The organism is Arthrobacter sp. Z1-15, assembly GCF_054792395.1.
The window spans coordinates 2,917,313-2,935,627 of sequence record NZ_CP096454.1 but is presented as its reverse complement, the minus strand read 5'-3'; the positions used below and the strand labels follow the sequence as shown (position 1 = coordinate 2,935,627).

The window sequence follows — 18,315 nt, the reverse complement described above, 5'->3', positions numbered from 1 at the left end:
CTCTTTTGGCGGCGGAAATGTCAGAGGCAGGTGAAAGCCTGAAGGCATGGATCAGCACAGGACTTTTCCCGGTTCCGAGCGGTTCGGCGAGCAGGCTGCCGGCACCGCATCCGGCACCAAGCCTGCGATGGCTATGGTTGCCGGCATCGACTTTGCCACGGCCACGGCCACGGCCACGGCCACGGCCACGGCCACGGCCACGGCCACGGCCACGGCCACGGCACCGCCCTCGGCGTCGGCCCCACCGCCGGCGGGGAGGCCGCTGCACCGCCCGGTTACTCGGTTTTCCACGCCGTATCAGCTGCTGTCGGTGCCTCCTCTTCTGCTACCTCTTTGGCTGCTGCTCCGGGTCGTTCCGATTCGCCCCCGGCTTCCGGCGACACTGCTTTCAGCGCCAGCGCCACCACTACTGCTTCCGACGACACTGTTGTTTCCGGTGATGCGGCCGGGAGTGCCTGCCAACACGGGTTATCCGGTTCTCTGGTTCTGCAGGGCGCGGATGCGCTGGATGAGCAGACTGCCGGTGCTGTGCTCTCCCGCCTGGATCATCTGATGCGGTGGGCGCAGGCGCAGCAGGCTAAGGTCCTGCACCGGATGCAGAGTATTTACCGGGACGAGATGCATTTCCCGTCCGGAAAGCCTGATCCGGGTATGGCGTTCAGTCTTGCGGCGTCGGAGGCAGCAGCGATCCTTTGCGTGCCGCAGAGTACCTGGCAGCGGCTGATGTCTGAGGCGGGCAGTCTCTGCGGAGTTCATGCCGTGACTCTGGGCAATCTGGAGCAGGGCGGGATCAGTTACGGTCATGCCCAGACGGTGTTGGATCAGTGCCAGGACATCGAAGCTGTGGAGCTTCCGGGGTTCGAGGCAAAGCTGCTGGAGGCTGCAGCGGGTCAGACTGCGGCTCAGTTCCGGGTGCGGGCGCGGCGGTTGCGGGAAAACCAGTATCCGCAGGGCATTGTCCAGCGCCAGCTGAGTGCGTTGGACAAGCGCAAGGTGTGTCTGGAGCCTGCGGCGGATGGAATGTCCTGGCTCTCGGCGTTCCTGCCGGCGGAGAACGCGCAGGCGATCTTCACTCAGCTGAGCAGGGCTGCCCGGGGTGAGCAGGCTGATGGTGATCCCCGCAGGGTGGATGAGTTGCGGGCGGACATCCTTCAGGACCTGCTTATGTCCGGCGGCAGTCACCCCTGTGGTCGTGAGCCCCAACCTGCCGGCATGGATACCGCCGGCATTGGCACCGGCGCCGGTTGTGGCAGTGATGCCAGCACCGATGCCCGGGCCAAGGCCGGGGCTTGGGCCAGGGCTGGGGCTAGGGCGGAGATTCTGGTGCTGATCAGCGCTGAAACGCTCTTCGGCGCGGACGATCAGCCGGCGGAGTTGCATGGTTACGGGCCGATCAGTCCGGAAGCCGCCCGCCGGATGGCCCGGGAGGCAGGGAAATGGACGCCGGTGGAGCGGGATCCGGATACTGAGGAGATCCTGCGGGTGGGCCGCCGAAGGAAAGTCCGGGCCGGACTTCAACGGTGGCTGCGGGCTCGGGACGGGACCTGCCGGTTCCCGGGGTGCCGGACGAATGCGGTGATTTCCGAGATCGATCACACCAGGCCGTGGGTGCAGGGCGGGGCCACGGATCATGACAACCTCGAGCATTTGTGCCGGAGGCACCACATGTTCAAAACCAAGGGGTTTTGGAAGGCCTGCCAGCCGGCGGCCGGGGTTATTGAGTGGACATCGCCGGGAGGACGGACTTACCGTACCGAACCGCACCTGGCTCTTGCTCCGGTCATGCAGGGAACCGGCCCGGACGGTGCTGGGGACCGGTCCGTCGCGGCTGTCCGTGCAGATTCCCGGACCGTGCCCCACATAGATTCCGGGACGGTCACGACCACGGACACCCGGGCAGGCAGCAGCGCGGATGACTACGGGGATGACCCGCCGCCGTTCTAGGGCAGTCCCTGCGTGGTTGGTACGTGGCTGGTCGGTGGGTGATTCTTCAGCGGGTATGCCTGGGGCCATGATGATGGGCGTGCAGCCAAGGTGAGAACCGACCCTACAACGCGCGAGCATCATGTGTGGATGTGTGGATGTGTGGATGTGTGGATGTGTGGATGTGTGGATGTGTGGATGTGTGGATGTGTGGTTGGTTCTGCCCGACGGGGGGACATGAAAGACCTCCGGTTCGGCAGATGTTCTCAACAAACACCGCCTCATCCGGAGGCCTTTCTTATGCAATTCAGGTCTTATGCAATTCAGGCGCGCAGTCCGTTCCTACCGTCCGCGGCCAACCGCTAGGGCACCGCCCGGCGGAGTGTTCCGTAGGATCCGGCGGCCAGCACCACCCCGCCCAGCAGCAGCCAGCCGGTGAGGGCAAGCGGTGTCAGCTGTGCAAACCAGGCTCCCACCGCTGCCCAGGACTCCGTCCAGGTCGCGGATGCGACGGCCGCCAGCAGAATCAGGGCTAGTCCGACACATGCGGCAACCAGGCCGCCGGTGCGCCACCGCTTGTAAACGGTCGCGAACCAGAATCCGAACATGAACAGCAGGGTCGAGAGCGCAAAGTACAGCAGGATTTGCGTGTACCACGCAGCCTCGGCGATCCAGGGCAGGGCAAATATGTGGGCGTTCAGGCCCCAGCCGCTTGTTGCTTCTTCCACCAGGCCGAGCAGCCAGTAGAGCACGCCCAGGCTCAATGACATCACCGCGAAGAGGCCGAGTGTGCCGAGGTAGAAGGAGCGGCGGCTGACACTCATTGCCTGTGAGAAAGGGAAGGTTAGCGTCAGGGCTTGAACACCGATGCCGAGGAAGTACCACATGACGGCCTGGCCGGAAAACACCAGGTTGGGTGCTCCGCTGTCGGGAATGACAGCGATGATAGCCAGGGCAATCAGGGTGGACGAGACAAGGATGATTGCCGGAATTCCGAGATATATCCATTTGTTGAGCAGCTGCATGCGCGCTACTGCGAGCGGCCGGTTCATTGCAGTACCTCCAGATCGGTGTCGTTGTTTGCCGGCGCGGAACCGTAGGATTCGTTGGCCTTGAGGGTTCTCCTGATGATCAGCTGCTGGAGTGACACCGGCGCCACCTCCAGGCCCAGAGTCCGGGCGAGATCGCGGTCATCACCGGACAGCGGGGTGTCCACGGTGACCGAGCTCAGCGCGCCAAGACCTTCCCGGTGCAGGACCGGCCGGCCGCCCACAAAATTCTCCACGGCAGCGGAAGAGCCTGCGACAGCGAAGGCGGAGCCTGTGACGGCGTCCACTTCGTCATCCATGACAATGCGTCCGTGGTCGATGACGATCACGTGTTCAAGCAGGTTTGCCACTTCATCGATCAGGTGCGAGGACAGAATGATGGTCCGGGGCTGATCGGCGAAATCGGTGAGCAGCCGGTCGTAGAACAGCTGCCGCGCGACGGCGTCCAAGCCCAGATAGGGCTCGTCGAAGAAGGTCAGCTCCGCCCGGGAAGCCAAACCGATGATGACTCCGACGGCCGAGAGCTGGCCGCGGGAGAGCTTCTTGATCCGGTGCTTCTTCGGCTGCGGCAGCTGGAAATCCTCCAGCAGTGTCTGTGCCAGCTGCTTGTTCCAGTTGGGAAAGAAAAAGGCTGCTGCATCGAGGGCGTTACTGATGGTGAAGTCATCCGGGTACTTTTGTGATTCCCGGACGAAGCAGAGCTTGGAGAGCACCCGCTCATTCTCGAACGGGTGCTCCCCGAAGACCCGCACGTCGCCGGAGCTGGCGAACTCCTGGGCGGTGAGGATGGACATCAGCGTGGTCTTGCCAGCGCCGTTGCGGCCCAGCAGTCCGTAGATCCGGTCGGCCCCAATGTTCAGGGTCACGTCGTCCAGGGCCAGCTGGTCGCGGTAGCGGCGCGTCAGTCCGCGGGTTTCTATGACGTTCATGGTGCCGGGGTCCCTTCATGTTCGGCGGCACTGCGACGAATGAGCTCGGTCAGCTCTTCCGCACCGATTCCCAGTTTCCGCGCTTCATCGGCGACGGGCCGGACATATTGGCGGTAGAACTGTTCCCGGCGTTTGGCCAGGACGATCCCGCGTGCTCCGGGAGCCACAAACATGCCGATCCCGCGGCGTTTGTAGAGCAAACCCTCGTCAACGAGCAGATTGACGCCTTTGGCTGCGGTCGCGGGATTGATGCGGTAAAAAGATGCGATTTCATTGGTCGAGGGCACCTGGCTCTCTTCCTGCAGGACACCGTCGAGGACGTCCCCTTCGATGCGTTCAGCAATCTGCAGGAAGATGGGGCGTGTGTCGTCGAAGGTGCTCACGACGTGGGCCTGAGGTTCACGGTTGGCCTCGCTTCGCTGACCGGAACCGCGTCGGCGGCTCGTCGGTCAATTGGTTAGTTAGTGATGTAGGTAACCATAGAACCTGTTGACGCCCGGCACAAGGGTTCGAGCAAAGAATACTGACTTTGCCTGCAGGCAAAGCAAAGGCCGGAGAAACGGTTGTTTCCCCGGCCTTTGGCTGGTTTTGGCTGGCTTGGATACCGCTTGGGCTTGTTCCTCGCAGGAGCTTGGATCGCCCTACTTGGCCCTCCCAAGGGGCTTGCCGGCAGGATCCTTGCCGGTGGAATTCTTGCTGCTTACCTCTGCGGGGGTGCCCTTGCTGCTTACCTCTGCGGGGGTGCCCTTGCCGGCAGCCTGCTGCTTTGATTCCCGTGAAGCAGGGGCGGGAACGGGGCCGGGGCCCGGCTTGGCCGCCGGGTGCGGATCGGCGGGCAGTACCGTGACCCGGGCGATCGGCCCCGTGGCGTCGCCGGCCGCTGCGCCGGCGGAACCGGTGTCCGGCACGATGGGGGTTACGCTGACACGCGCCGAGCCGGGGCTGACTGACGCACCCTTGGCGGCTGACGTTCCCGCCGTCGCATTCTTCGAGCCGGAGCCGGAGCCGGAGGTGGAAGCAGCGGCACCGGGGACGAACGGGTCCTTCACCGGAGCGGATCCGGCCGCGGTCAGGGGAACGGCACCGGATACCGGTTCCGATGCGGCCTTCGCGGCAGCCTCCCGTTCCGCGGAGACGGCGGCTTCCCTGGCTGCTGCAGCGGCTTCCGCTTCCTCGGCCTTCGCTGCAGCATCCTGTTCGAGGATGTCCGCTTCCAGCGTGGCCAGCATCTCCTCGGCCTCGGCAATCATCACGGGGTTTTCGGCAGCGACCCCGCGCACCAGCCACTGGGCCAGGGCGAACTCGGCGGACAGGGCCGCGCGGCGGATCAGATGCGGGTCCGGGGTTTCGGTACGGGCGGCGTTGTAGGCCGACTGGACAGCCTCGGTAAAGGCGGGATCATTGGCGGCGACCAGCCACGCGAAGTCGTCCGCAGGATCTCCGATGCGAAGATCCGTCCAGCCGGTGACCGCGCTGATCCGCCCGTTGGAGACAAGCAGGTTGTCCTCATGCAGGTCCCCGTGCACTACTGACGGATTGAACCGCCACAGCGTAACGTCCTCCAGGGCATGCTCCCAGCGGCGCAGCAGCACGGGGGGAATCTTGCCGGTGGTGGCGGCCTGGTCCAGTTCATTGAGCTTGCGCTGCCGGAATTCGTTGGCGGAGTAACTGGGCAGGTCTGCGTCGTTCACGAGGTCCTGGGGCAGGCTGTGAATGGCGGCCATGGCCCGGCCCACTTCCAGGGGCAGCGTTCCGCCTTCGGCCACGAGTGAATCGATGTCCCGGGTGGAGCCGGGCAGATGGGAGTAGACAAAGGTGCACAGGTCGCCCTGCCTCACGGTTCCCGCCACATGGGGGAGCGCGAACGGAAGCTCCGCCCGCACCGCCGGCACAAATGCCCGCAGTACGAGGAGTTCGGTTTCCAGCCTCATGCTGGCGTCAACGTGTTTGGGGGAGCGTACCCGCCACTGCTTTCCTGCTTCGTCAACCAGCACGGCGGCGTCGAAGTCCGCGGCGTCGTCGGGGGAGCCGGCGACGCCGGTGGGGGCCAGCCCGGGGACGGCGGCGCTGGCCATTGCGGCCAATTCCATGGGGGTGCGTTTCACATCTTCAACCGTAGAGGTAGATGTGGCACGAATAACCATAAGCTGGCGGCGAGTCGCCGGATGCGTGAGCAATAACTCAGCCCGGGCAGGTAGTCCTGTTCCAACTACAGGTTGGGGGGTGCGAGTCAGTACGGTAGAGACATGAGCAGCCCAGCATCGGTAGCAGTTGTACCCCCTCTTGGAATATTGCCGCTGGCCCGCACCGCGGTGGACCGCGGATCGGACCGCCGCGTGGCCGCGGACCTGTTCGATCAGATCCGTGCCAACCCGGGCACCCGCGTCATGTACATGGCGGGAGGCAAGGCCCTGATCAGCGACACCGAGGTGGTGCTGGCCCCCGTTGCCGAAACAGGTTTCGGCGAGGTCCCCGTCTATCTGGGCCGCACACTGGCCGACGCGCAGGAACCGGCGGGCACCGACGTCGTGCTGGTCACCCTCGCGGAGGAGGATCCGCTGCTGGAAACCGGCGGTGCCCGCTGGGCGTCGCTGCGGGAGGTTGCCGTCCTGCTCGGCGAGCTGGACGCCGCACTGTTCGTGCAGGCCGCTGCCGTTTCCAACTGGCACGCCGTCCACACCCACTGTCCGCGCTGCGGGACTCCCACCGTTCCGGAGCAGGGCGGCTGGGTCCGCCGCTGCCCCGCGGACGGAAGCCAGCACTTCCCGCGCACGGATCCGGCCATCATCGTTGCCGTTACCGACCCCGAGGACCGCCTTCTCCTGGGCTCCGCAGCTGCCTGGAAAGGCAACCGCTACTCCACGCTCGCCGGGTTCGTTGAGCCCGGGGAATCGCTGGAAGGTGCGGTCATCCGGGAGATTGCCGAGGAATCCGGCCTCGTGGTCCACTCGCCGCAGTATCTGGGATCGCAGCCCTGGCCGTTTCCGTGCTCGCTGATGCTGGGCTTTACCGCCCGCACGGAAAACCCCGCCGCAGCCGTGCACGACGGTGTCGAAATTTCCGATGTCCGCTGGTTCACCCGCGATGAGCTGCGCGACGCCGTTGCCAGCGGCGAGATAACCATCGCCAGCGGCATTTCCATTGCCCGGAACCTGATCGAGCGCTGGTACGGAGGACCCATCGCCGAACCGGAGATTGAGGACCGGGCATGAGCGGAACCTCCGCGGAAGCACGGATTCTTGCCGGACTGGATGATGAACAGCGTGAGGTGGCAACGTCCCTGACCGGGCCGCTCTGCGTGCTCGCCGGGGCAGGCACCGGCAAGACCCGTGCCATCACGCACCGCATGGCCTACGGCGTCCACACCGGGGTGTACAAGCCGCAGCGCGTGCTGGCGGTGACCTTCACCGCCCGGGCCGCTGCGGAGATGCGCACCCGGCTGCGCGACCTCGGAGCCGGCGGCGTCCAGGCTAAAACCTTCCACGCCGCGGCGCTGAAGCAGCTGCAGTACTTCTGGCCGCAGACCGTAGGCGGGCAGATGCCGGACCTGCTCAGCCACAAGGCCCAGTTCATCGCCGAAGCCGCCCGCCGCCTGCGCCTGTCCACCGACCGTGCCGCCATCCGTGACGTTGCGGCTGAAATTGAGTGGGCCAAGGTTTCCATGCTCACTCCGGAGAGCTACGTCTCGGCTGCCAAGGACCGGGACGCTCCGGCCGGTTTTGACCTCATCACCATCTCCCGCATCTTCCAGGCCTACGAAGACGTCAAGGTGGACCGCAACGTCATTGACTTCGAGGACGTCCTGCTGATTACCGTGGGCATCCTGCAGGAGGACGCCCGCGTGGCCGCAACGGTGCGGGACCAGTACCGGCACTTCGTGGTGGACGAGTACCAGGACGTTTCCCCGCTGCAGCAGCGGCTGCTGGATCTGTGGCTGGGCGGCCGGGACGAGCTGTGCGTGGTGGGCGATTCCAGCCAGACCATTTATTCCTTCACCGGGGCCACCTCCAAGCACCTGCTGGGTTTCCCGTCGCGCTTTCCTGACGCTCCCATCGTGAAACTGGTCCGGGATTACCGCTCCACTCCGCAGGTGGTGGGACTGGCCAACCGCATCCTGGCCGCCCGGACGGCCGAAGGCGAGCGCTCGCGGTTTGCCCCGCCCTGGCCCAAGCCGTTGGAACTGATTGCCCAGCGCCCGGCCGGCCCGGAGCCCACCTTCACCGAATGCGCCGACGACGACGCCGAGGCCGCCTCCGTGGCCGAACGCATCAAGGCGCTGATCAAGGACGGCGTGCAGCCGGCCGAGATCGCCATCCTGTTCCGTACCAACGGGCAGTCCCAGGCCTATGAGCAGGCCCTGACATCGGCCGGGATCGGCTACCAGCTGCGCGGCGGGGAGCGGTTCTTTGCCCGGCGGGAAGTCCGCGACTCCATGGCGCAGCTGCGTGCAGCCTCCCGGGCAGTGGGCAATGATCCGGTGCCGCAGCTGGTCCGGGACATCCTGGTGTCCCTGGGCTACAGCCCCGAGGCGCCCGCCGGCGGCGGGGCCGTCCGGGAAAAGTGGGAGTCTCTGGCGGCCCTGGTGTCGCTGGCCGATGAACTGCACGCCGCCCGCACGCAGGATCCGGATTCCATTTTTACCCTGATGGACTTCGTGGCGGAGCTCGACGAGCGTGCAGCCTCCCAGCACGCCCCCACCGTCCAGGGCGTGACGCTGGCATCGCTCCACTCGGCCAAGGGCCTGGAGTGGGATGCCGTGTTCCTGGTTGGGCTGAGCGAGGGGCTGATGCCGATTTCCTTTGCGGACACCCCCGAGGCAGTGGATGAAGAGCGGCGCCTGCTGTATGTGGGCATCACGCGTGCCCGGGAACATCTGCACCTGTCCTGGTCCACTGCCCGCACCCCGGGCGGCCGTGCCAACCGCAAGCCGTCCCGCTTCCTGGACGGGCTGCGTCCGCAGACGGCCCGCGACGCGCAGCGCCCGGCGGCGCCGAAGGCTGCCTCGCGCCGCAAGGCCAGCGGTCCGGCCAAGTGCCGGGTCTGCGGCACACTGCTGACCACCGGGTCGGAGCGCAAGGTGGGCCGGTGCTCCGAGTGCCCGGTGACCTACGAGGAAAGCACCTTCGACGCCCTGCGGGAATGGCGCCGCACTGCGGCTTCCGAGGCCGGCGTCCCGGCGTTTGTCGTCTTCACGGATTCCACCCTGGTGGCCATTGCGGAGGACCGGCCGCCGTCGCTGAACCGTCTGGCGACGCTGCCCGGCGTCGGTCCCTCCAAGCTGGAGCGCTACGGGGAAGCCGTCCTGCGGGTCCTGGCGGACAACTAGGGCCGGCTTTTCAGGACGCCTGCGCCGGGGATCCCTTTTGCTGCAGCCGGCAGCCGCAGTCCGGATGGAAGGACAGCTTTTTCGGTCCGACATACCCGTCGGCGGCCCGCAGCACCAGAATTGCCGACCATGTGGCCGGCTGGACCACGCCGTCCAGGAACGCGAGAACCTGCCCCGCGGCGACTCCGGCAGCGGCAACCGCGCCGCAGGTCTCCTCTCCGGCCGGTGCTGCTTCCACCTGCTGCCGTTCCAGCGCGTCCGCCGCGGTGTACCAGGTGCTGTTGCCGTCAGCCAGCTGCCGGTCCAGGCACTCCAGGCAGGGCGTTAGCCCGGGGACGACCAGCGGGCCGACGTCCACGCCGGTTTCCTGGACGGTGACCGCAAGATGGGGATGTTCACTTGCCGGGGCGTCCCCTGCCCGTCCGGCAGGAGGGGGCGGGCCCACCCGGACGGCCAGATCGAGATGTGCCCGTTTCGGACCGGAAGCGTCAGAGCCGGCGGCGAGGAGGACCTGCACGGTGGGATCGAGGCGGTAAATGTGCCGTTTGACCGCCTGCGCGCGGCGCATTCCCTGGTCCGTCAGCGGGTAGCCGGGGCCGACGTCGGACGGGAGGACCACCCCCGAATCGGACAGCACCAGGGTTCCCACCCCGGCCCCGGCCAGTGCCTGGGCGAGCAGCGACCCGATGCGGCCCAGCCCGTTGACCTCCACCATGCAGCGGGAGCGGCGCCGCAGGATGGCGGATCCGTTCAATCCGTAGGCGGCGGAGAGGCGGTCGCTGTCACGGCTGAGGCGTTCAAGGCGCAGTGCCGGAACAGCGGGTTCGTGCGGCCCGGCAGTGTCCGGGAAGGGGAGGAGGACCGGGGCCAGGGCCTGGGTCAGGGCCTGCGCCCGTTGGGAGGTGACCTGATGACGCCGGCCTTCGGCTGCTTCCATGCCGTCGGGAAGTCCTTCGCGAAGGGCGGCGAGGAAGGCGAGGTCGCTTTCCCTCAGCCCCCGCAGCACCAGCGCTTCAGGGCCCAGGCCGTACTGCCGGGCTGAAGCCGAGAGTGCCAGGACATGGAGTCCGGGGTTGATCCGCATAGGGACCTCCTGCAGTACATAGCCGGTCCGGCAGCAGGCGGGATGGCCTGCAGAATCATCTTGGCACGCGCCAGTCACCGCTCCCGTGGTTATCCACAGGGGCGGGGACATCCCCGGGCCTCGCCTAGGCTTAACGCATGCCCTCAGGAGAAATACGCCGTTCTCAACACCGCCAGCAGCAGCCCGCAGCGGCTGCTTCTCTCGCCGCCGCGGGACCGGGTGTGCCCTCCGTGACCAGCACGGGGATTCCCATCGAAGTGCGCCGCTCCGCCAAGCGCCGGCGGACGGTCAACGCCGCTTTCCGGGACGGGAAAGCGGTGATCTCGATTCCGGGCCACTTCACGAAGGTTCAGGAAGCGGAATGGGTCCGGCGCATGGTCGCGCGCCTGGAGCAGCGTACTGCGGTTCCCCCGACAGATCCGCAGGAGGGTGCGGATGATCTGGCCGGACGGGCGGCCGAGCTGTCCCGGCGGTATCTGCACGGTGCCGCGCAGCCCGTTTCCGTGCGCTGGGTATCCAACCAGAACTCGCGCTGGGGATCGGCAACGCCCGCACGCGGCACGATCCGGCTCTCCGATAAGTTGCAGGGCATGCCTCCCTGGGTGGTGGACTATGTCCTGCTCCACGAGTTGGCGCACCTCATTGAGGCATCACATTCGGCTGCGTTCTGGCGGCTGCTTGAGTCTTATCCGCACACCGAAACCGCCAAGGCATACCTGCAGGGAGCGGCCTTCGCCAGCTCGCGGGGGCTTCAGGGTCCCATGCAGGAGGACCAGGGAGCCGAGGATTAACCGCAGCGGCCCCGGCAGCCGGATGGCTGCCGGGGCCGCTGCCCGGTCACGCTGCGATTAGGCCCGGGGCTGTCCGCCGGGGCCCGAATCGTCGTCGGCGTCGGAATCGCTGCCGGGATCGGAATCGGGATCGGTGTCGGGGCCGGAATCGTTATTGGAGTCGCTGCCGGGATCGGTGTCGTTCCCCGTGCCGCCGGTCGCCTGTGTGTGGTCCGTGTCGCCGTTGGCGTCAGTTCCCGTGGACGACTCGTCAGCAGCCGGCGTGTCGAATCCGCCGCTGAGCAGCCGCTCGAGGGCGGCATCGACGTCGGAATCCGATGCCTCCAGCAGCTCCCGCCGCTTGCTGAACCCCTTCGGGTCATCCAGGTCCTTGGACGTGGGCAGGAGATCCGGATGTTCCCACACGGCGTCCCGGCCTTCGATGCCGCGCTCCTCCCGCAGCTGCGACCACAGGGCGGCGGCATCGCGCAGCCGGCGCGGGCGGAGTTCCAGGCCCACCAGAGACGAGAAGGTGTGCTCGGCGGGGCCGCCGCTGGCACGGCGGCGGCGGATCATTTCGCGCAGGGCACCTGCCGACGGAAGGTTGGCCGTTGCAGCGGCGGTAACTTCGTCAACCCACCCTTCCACCAGCGCGAGCGCGGTTTCAAGGCGTTCCAGGGCGGCGTCCTGCGCAGCTGTCCGCTCCGGCTGGAAGACTCCGCCGGAGAGGGCTTCCTGGATGGATTCGGGGTTGGACGGGTCCAGGTCCCGGGCAACTTCCTCGATCTTGGAAATATCGATATGGATGCCGCGGGCGTAGCTTTCGATGGTGCCGAAAAGATGGCCTGCCAGCCAGGGTGCGTGCGTGAACAGACGGGCGTGCGCGGCTTCCCGCACGGCCAGGTAGAGGCGGATCTCCGTCTCGGGGATGTCCAGGCCTTCGCCGAACTTGGCCACGTTGGCCGGCAGCAGGGCCATGGTTCCGCCGGCGAGGGGAAGCCCGATATCGGTGGAGCTCACAACCTCCTTGGAGAGGGCGCCCACGGCCTGACCCAGCTGGATGCCGAACATGGCGCCGCCCATGTTGGCGAGCATGGAGGAGGCTCCGCCCATCATGGACTTCATTTCTTCGGGCATCTGCGTACTGATGGCGTCTGAGAGTGCCTGGGAAATGCTGACGGCAACCGGTTCGGTCAGCCGTTTCCAGGAATCCATGGTGGCTTCCACCCATTCAGCGCGGCTCCAGGCCTTGCCCAGCGCCGAGGTGGAGGCAAAGTCGGTGACGGGATCCAGCCACAGCTGCGCGACGTGCAGTGCCTCGTCCACCTCGCGGCTCTGGGCCGGCAGCACTGAAGGATCACTCTCCGTTGCGGCGACCCGGCGGGCATTGTCCCTGGCAAGCTGCCAGTTGACCGGGCCCTCGGAGGGGGCACTGAACATGGCCTGGACCTGCTGGAAGATCATTGCCATGGCGTTGGGGTCGGAGGGCAGTCCGGCTGCCTTGGCCAGGTCCTGCGGGTCCATGCCGCCGGCGCCTGCTCCGCCGAACAGCCGGGCGAGCATCTCGGAGAGCGGATCCTGGGGCGTCTCGCCCGGGTCGGAAGGGTTGGAGCTCATGGATACCACCGGTCCTGTGGAAGGTTGACGTGCATTACGCGGAGCAGGCAGCCGCGCTGGGCGGCCCGGTTGCTCCGGACCACGGGCCGTTCCTAAAACGGGCCGTGGTTTCCTTACGTTACCGGCAGCCCGTGACGCCTGTCCCGCATTCGCCGATTCGTTCGCTCATGGCAAAGCGGGGACGCCGGTATTCACCCGGCACTGAAGGCACTGCAGGCGTAAGCTGGGTGCCAGTATTCGCCGTTTCAGCCTTGAGTGGGCTGCCTCGGGTTCCCACCTAGAAAAGGGTTGGCCACTTGCGCCCCTCAGACCATCAGCACGACCCTTCCGTTTCCGGCGCCCGGCCGCCGGGCCCGAACCCGGCCCAGGACCCTCCGCCCTCGGGCCCGGCCTTGTCCGCGGGACCGGACCCGGTCGCAGGATTCGGCCCGTTTCCCGCGCCGCGGCCGGACCCTCGGTCCCGGGCCCTGGTGGTTTCCGGGGCGCTGACCCTGGTGCTGGGAGCTGTTGCCGTGTTCCTGCCGACCCCTTACGTAGTGGAGTCACCCGGTCCAACCTTCAACACGGTGGGCACGGTGACGTCGGGCGGGGAAGAAACACCGCTGATCGAAATTGAGGGTGCGCCAACCTACCCCACGGACGGGGAGCTGGACCTGACCACCGTTTACGTGGCAGGCGGTCCGGGCACGGCGATGAGCTTCCTGGAGGCGGTCGGCGCGTGGCTGAACCCGGAAGACGCCGTCGTCCCGGAGGAGTTTGTCTACCCCCGCGGAACCACCGGTGAGGACATTGATGAACAGAATGCGGCAGCCATGACGTCCTCGCAGGAATCGGCGGTGGCGGCGGCGCTGCGCGAACTGGACATTCCCTTCACCGAGGACCTGGCCGTGGCCGAACTCGTGGACGGATCACCGGCCGAGGGCGTCCTGGAGTCGGGGGATACCCTGATCAGCGTGGGCGGCACCGGCATTGACGGCATAGAAACGCTCCGCGGCGAGCTGCAGGCCGGCGGCGGTGCTCCGGTGGAGGTCGAATTCCGCCGGGACGGCAGGGAACAAACGGGAACGGTGACGCCCGTGGCCGGGGACACGGGAAGCTACCAGCTCGGAATTTTCCTCGCCACCAGCTTTGAGTTCCCCTTTGACATCAGCATCGCCCTTGACGATGTGGGCGGGCCCTCCGCGGGCATGATGTTCGCGCTGGGCATCATTGACCGGCTGACCCCCGAAGGCATGACCGGAGGCAGGCACTTTGCCGGAACGGGAACCATCGATTCGGCAGGCAACGTCGGCCCGATCGGCGGCATTGCGCAGAAGATGGTGGGAGCCTCCGACGCCGGAGCCGAGTTCTTCCTCGCTCCCGCCGACAACTGCGGGGAAGTCGTCGGGAATATCCCGGACGGGCTCGCCGTCGTCCGCGTCGCAACCCTGGACGAGGCACGCACCGCTGTTGAAGCACTGGCAGACGGAACCAGCCCTGCGGAGCTGGCACAGTGCACCGCTCAGTAGCAGCTTCCAGGCCCGCCTCGCACCGGCGGTTTGCCCGGTAAAAGCACCGGGACCGGACGGCCGCCCATCACGATCGTGAAAAGGTTCTTCAGCAAAGGCGGGGCAGGTGGCCCCGTGCAAGGAAGACAAGGCAGAATGAGAAAGCACGGCAACTTGCAAAGGGGACAAGAAAATGTCCTGTAATACCCGCTGCAGGCGCCGTGGACCGACGTACCGAACGATGAGGTAACAGTGACTTCCGGACCAAACGGCCCATTTTCCCGACCGAGCCCGAGCACGGGCACCCGTCCCGGCAACCGGCGCGGACCGAGCCCCCTGATTGCAACGCTGATCGTGGTGGCAGTCCTCGTGATCGGCTTTGTATACTTTTCGCAGGTTTACGCGGATGTCCTCTGGTACAACCAGCTGGGCTACCTTGAAGTCTTCGTCAAGGAAAACCTGACGCGGATCGCCATGTTCCTCAGCGCGTTCGTCGTGATGGCCGGATGCGTCTTCCTGAGCATCCGGACCGCGTACTCGTCGCGTCCCGTCTACGCCCCGGACAGTGCGCTCCAGGATAACCTGAACCGCTACCAGGCCCAGCTGGAACCGGTCCGCAAGCTCCTGATGATCGGCATTCCCGTCGTCGTCGGCGGCTTCGCGGGCACCGCGGCCATGTCGATGTGGCAGCAGGCACTGCTGTTCTTCAACCGCCGAGACTTCGGCCAGCAGGATCCCGAGTTCGGCCAGGACTTCAGCTTCTACCTCAACACGCTGCCGTTCCTGGGCTTCATTGTCGGCTTCCTGATCAGCGTGGTCGTGATCTCCGGAATTGCCGGCCTGCTCACCCACTATCTTTACGGCGGCATCCGCCTCGAGGAAAAGGGCGTCTTCACCTCGCGGCAGGCCCGCATCCAGATCGCGGTCATCGCCGCTGCCTTCCTGCTCCTGCAGGCAGCCAACTTCTGGCTGGACCGCTATGACACGCTGCTGAGCACCTCGGGAACCTGGACCGGCGCCCTGTACACGGACGTTGAAGCAGTCATTCCCACCAAGACCATCCTGACCGTGGCTTCCGTTATCGTGGCCCTCCTCTTCATTGTCTCCGCGGTTATCGGCCGGTGGCGCCTGCCGATTATCGGTACCGCCATGCTCATCATCACGGCCATCGTGGCCGGCGGCGTCTACCCCTGGATCGTTCAGCAGTACCAGGTCCGGCCCTCCGAGCTGAGCAAGGAAGCGCCGTACATTCAGCGCAACATCGATCTCACGCGTGAGGCCTACGGCCTGGAAGAAACCGAAGTCATTGACTACAAGGCCACGGTTGAAGCCAACGCGGGAGCCCTGGCTGCCGACTCCGGCACCACCTCCAACATCCGCCTGCTGGACCCGAACGTCGTGTCGCCGGCGTTCTCGCAGCTGCAGCAGTTCCGGCAGTACTACCAGTTCCCGGAAACCCTCAACGTTGACCGGTACGACATCGACGGCGAGGTGCAGGACACCGTCATTGCCGTGCGCGAGCTGAACACCGACGGCGTGCCCGACGGCTGGGTCAACGAGCACATTCTTTACACCCACGGCTACGGAGTGGTGGCCGCCCGCGGCTCCACCGTCCAGGCCGACGGAAAGCCCAGCTTCATGGAGTCGGGCATCCCGTCCAGCGGCGTCCTGGGCGACTACGAGCCCCGGATCTACTTCGGCGAATCCTCGCCCGACTACTCCGTGGTGGGTGCGCCCGAAGGCGCGGCACCTCAGGAAATCGACCGTCCGCAGACCGGCGATTCGGACACCGAATCCCAGACAACGTTCGACGGCGAAGGCGGCCCGAGCGTGGGCAACCTGTTCAACCAGCTGGTCTACGCCATCAAGTTCCAGTCCACGGAGCTCCTGCTCTCGGACGCCGTCAACGAAGAGTCCCAGATCCTCTACGACCGTGATCCGCGTGAACGCGTGGAAAAGGTTGCTCCGTACCTCACCGTGGACGGCAACGCCTACCCGGCAGTTGTTGACGGCAGGGTGCAGTGGATTGTGGACGGCTACACCACAAGCAAGTACTTCCCGTACTCCACGCAGCAGGAACTCCAGGCTGCGACAACTGACTCCCTGACTCCCGGAGCGGCTGCACTTCCCGCCGACCAGGTGAACTACATCCGCAACGCCGTGAAGGCAACGGTGGACGCGTACGACGGCTCCGTCACCCTCTACGCGTGGGATGACGAGGATCCGCTGCTGAAGTCATGGCAGAGCGTCTTCCCCTCCACGCTGAAGCCCTACAGCGAGATGTCCGCTGACCTGATGTCGCACGTCCGTTACCCGGAGGACCAGTTCAAGGTCCAGCGCGAGCTCATGGGCAAGTACCACGTCACCGAAGCCGATTCGTTCTTCAAGAACGACGACGCGTGGAGCGTTCCGAACGATCCGACGGTGGCCAACGCCGAGGTCAAGCAGCCGCCGTACTACCTGTCCCTGCAGATGCCGGGCCAGGACGAAACTGCCTTCTCCCTCACGACCCCGTTTATTCCGTTTGTTTCGCCCAACGGTGAAGCCCGCAACGTGCTGTACGGCTTCCTCTCGGCGGAAGCGGATGCCGGGACCGGCGAGGCCGGCGTCAAGAGCGAGGACTACGGCAAGCTCCGGCTGCTCTCGCTGCCCACGGACACGGTTGTGCCCGGCCCGGGCCAGGCACAGAACCGGTTCAACTCTGACCCGACCGTCTCGAATGCCTTGAACCTGCTGCGCCAGGGTGCCTCCGAAGTTATCAACGGCAACCTGCTCTCCCTGCCCGTTGGCGGCGGCATGCTCTACGTCCAGCCGGTCTACGTGCAGTCTTCAGGCGATGCGTCCTACCCGACGCTGCAGCGCGTGCTGGTCAACTTCGGTGAAAAGGTCGGGTTCGCCCCGACTCTAGACGAGGCCCTTAACCAGGTCTTCGGCGGCGACTCCGGTGCCATTACCGGGGACGCCGAAAATGTCGGGCAGACGCCCGCTCCGGGAACCGAAGAAGCTCCGGGCGACACCACCGCCGAAGCAGATCTGGCCGCTGCGCTGGAAGATGCCGGCGCCGCCATCCAGGAGGGGCAGGCCGCACTGGCAGCAAACGACTTTGCTGCCTACGGCACCGCGCAGGACAAGCTCAACGAAGCCATCCAGCGGGCCATTGCAGCTCAGGAAACCATGGAAGAAGCAGCCGGCGGGACCGACGAAGGCACCACCGGTGCCACCGAGGGTGCAACCCCCGCACCCACCGACGGCGCCCAGGGCGACTAGGACTGCGCACAGCCGCAGCCGATTTGCGGCTGCGCCCCGCGGCGGGTAGAGTTAACTATCACGCCGCGGGGTGGAGCAGTTCGGTAGCTCGCTGGGCTCATAACCCAGAGGTCGCAAGTTCAAATCTTGCCCCCGCAACCAGATAGTAAAAATGAAAGATCCCGGTCAGCAGAAATGCTGACCGGGATTTTTTTGCGTTGTGGCAGCCGCCGGCGGATTCTAGACTCGCAGAATGGGCAAACGCGCGGTGCCTGTTCACAGCGGTAAAGACCGGACCCGGGCTGCTGAGGCCGGTGCCTCCGTGGAACGCAGGGAAACCGCTCTGGAGAAGACCGACCGGAACTGGAATGACCTGCTGCAGGAACTGCGGGTGCTGCAAACGGGTATCCAAATCCTGACCGGTTTCCTGCTGACGCTCCCGTTCCAGCCGCGGTTCCGGGAACTCTCTCCTGCGCAGATCCTCGTGTACCTGGCCCTGGTTGTGATGTCGGTGCTGATAACGGCGCTGCTGATGTCAACGGTGGTGATGCACCGGACCTTTTTCCAGCGCCGGATCAAGTCCGAGCTGGTCCGCAGCAGCGATGTCCTGCTCAGGATCACCATTGTTTTGGTGGGGCTGATCCTCATCGGAACCCTGAGTCTGATCTTCGACCTGGTGCTTGGCGCGGGCGCAGGATTATTTGCCGGGGCATCGCTCACCGCGGTCCTGACGGTACTGTGGGGCTTCCTGCCCCGCCTTATTCGCCGCCGGGCCCTGCACCGCCGCGGCGGCTAGCCCGGGCCGCAGCGGCCGGCCTGTGCCCGCAGAAACAAGCCCGGTCCGCAGCGGTGCAGGGCCCGCAACGCAAATGGGGCGGCACTCC

Annotated in this window: 14 protein-coding genes and 1 tRNA gene; 8 read left to right on the top strand and 7 right to left on the bottom strand. The window is 66.0% G+C overall.

Going from position 1 to position 18,315, the window contains the following annotated elements:
• Positions 1-51: 51 nt before the first annotated feature.
• Entirely contained in the window at positions 52-291 is a 240-nt protein-coding gene (locus M1D40_RS13370; RefSeq protein ID WP_461169145.1) for a hypothetical protein, read from the bottom strand.
• Between the two features lie 42 nt (positions 292-333).
• Between M1D40_RS13370 and M1D40_RS13365 the strand changes: the two genes are divergently transcribed.
• A complete protein-coding gene (locus M1D40_RS13365; protein WP_461169144.1) occupies positions 334-1,944 on the top strand; it encodes an HNH endonuclease signature motif containing protein in 1,611 nt (536 codons plus the stop codon).
• A gap of 341 nt (positions 1,945-2,285) precedes the next feature.
• Here the strand turns inward: M1D40_RS13365 and M1D40_RS13360 are convergent, their stop codons facing one another.
• The 4 genes from M1D40_RS13360 to M1D40_RS13345 all read right to left on the bottom strand — a co-directional run bounded on the left by M1D40_RS13360 (position 2,286) and on the right by M1D40_RS13345 (position 6,006).
• Positions 2,286-2,975: a hypothetical protein gene (locus M1D40_RS13360; RefSeq protein WP_341393515.1), complete on the bottom strand. Its 690-nt coding sequence runs from the start codon at positions 2,973-2,975 to the stop codon at positions 2,286-2,288.
• Complete coding sequence (locus tag M1D40_RS13355; RefSeq protein WP_461169143.1) at positions 2,972-3,901, bottom strand: ABC transporter ATP-binding protein; 930 nt, start codon at positions 3,899-3,901, stop codon at positions 2,972-2,974. Before M1D40_RS13355 ends, M1D40_RS13360 begins: the two co-directional genes overlap by 4 nt.
• Positions 3,898-4,284: a GntR family transcriptional regulator gene (locus M1D40_RS13350; RefSeq protein WP_341393517.1), complete on the bottom strand. Its 387-nt coding sequence runs from the start codon at positions 4,282-4,284 to the stop codon at positions 3,898-3,900. The genes M1D40_RS13355 and M1D40_RS13350 overlap by 4 nt, the downstream gene beginning before the upstream one ends.
• Positions 4,285-4,542: 258 nt before the next feature.
• Positions 4,543-6,006 (bottom strand): macrolide 2'-phosphotransferase, encoded by a 1,464-nt coding sequence (locus tag M1D40_RS13345; RefSeq protein ID WP_461169142.1) that lies wholly within the window; start codon positions 6,004-6,006, stop codon positions 4,543-4,545.
• A 141-nt stretch (positions 6,007-6,147) separates the two neighbouring features.
• Between M1D40_RS13345 and nudC the strand changes: the two genes are divergently transcribed.
• Both nudC and M1D40_RS13335 read left to right on the top strand, forming a co-directional pair.
• Positions 6,148-7,113 (top strand): NAD(+) diphosphatase, encoded by a 966-nt coding sequence (gene nudC, locus M1D40_RS13340; protein ID WP_461169141.1) that lies wholly within the window; start codon positions 6,148-6,150, stop codon positions 7,111-7,113.
• Complete coding sequence (locus M1D40_RS13335) at positions 7,110-9,227, top strand: ATP-dependent DNA helicase UvrD2 (RefSeq protein WP_341393520.1); 2,118 nt, start codon at positions 7,110-7,112, stop codon at positions 9,225-9,227. Before nudC ends, M1D40_RS13335 begins: the two co-directional genes overlap by 4 nt.
• Before the next feature lie 10 nt (positions 9,228-9,237).
• On the opposite strand, the gene M1D40_RS13330 is transcribed toward M1D40_RS13335, so the two are convergent.
• Entirely contained in the window at positions 9,238-10,311 is a 1,074-nt protein-coding gene (locus M1D40_RS13330) for a ThiF family adenylyltransferase (RefSeq protein ID WP_461169140.1), read from the bottom strand.
• 137 nt (positions 10,312-10,448) lie between these two features.
• On the opposite strand from M1D40_RS13330, the gene M1D40_RS13325 reads away from it, so the two are divergent.
• Positions 10,449-11,102 carry a M48 metallopeptidase family protein gene (locus tag M1D40_RS13325; RefSeq protein ID WP_461169139.1) on the top strand — a complete coding sequence of 218 codons (654 nt, stop codon included), beginning with the start codon at positions 10,449-10,451 and terminating at the stop codon, positions 11,100-11,102.
• A gap of 57 nt (positions 11,103-11,159) precedes the next feature.
• Here the strand turns inward: M1D40_RS13325 and M1D40_RS13320 are convergent, their stop codons facing one another.
• Complete coding sequence (locus M1D40_RS13320; RefSeq protein ID WP_461169138.1) at positions 11,160-12,698, bottom strand: zinc-dependent metalloprotease; 1,539 nt, start codon at positions 12,696-12,698, stop codon at positions 11,160-11,162.
• A 296-nt stretch (positions 12,699-12,994) separates the two neighbouring features.
• Here M1D40_RS13320 and M1D40_RS13315 point away from each other — a divergent pair, with 296 nt between their 5' ends.
• The 4 genes from M1D40_RS13315 (at position 12,995) to M1D40_RS13300 (ending at position 18,227) form a co-directional block, all read left to right on the top strand.
• Complete coding sequence (locus tag M1D40_RS13315) at positions 12,995-14,206, top strand: YlbL family protein (RefSeq protein ID WP_461169137.1); 1,212 nt, start codon at positions 12,995-12,997, stop codon at positions 14,204-14,206.
• Positions 14,207-14,437: 231 nt separating this feature from the next.
• Entirely contained in the window at positions 14,438-17,452 is a 3,015-nt protein-coding gene (locus M1D40_RS13310; protein ID WP_461169136.1) for a UPF0182 family membrane protein, read from the top strand.
• A 64-nt stretch (positions 17,453-17,516) separates the two neighbouring features.
• A tRNA-Met gene (locus tag M1D40_RS13305) sits at positions 17,517-17,593 on the top strand.
• A gap of 91 nt (positions 17,594-17,684) precedes the next feature.
• Entirely contained in the window at positions 17,685-18,227 is a 543-nt protein-coding gene (locus M1D40_RS13300) for a DUF6328 family protein (RefSeq protein ID WP_461169135.1), read from the top strand.
• Positions 18,228-18,315: the final 88 nt, after the last annotated feature.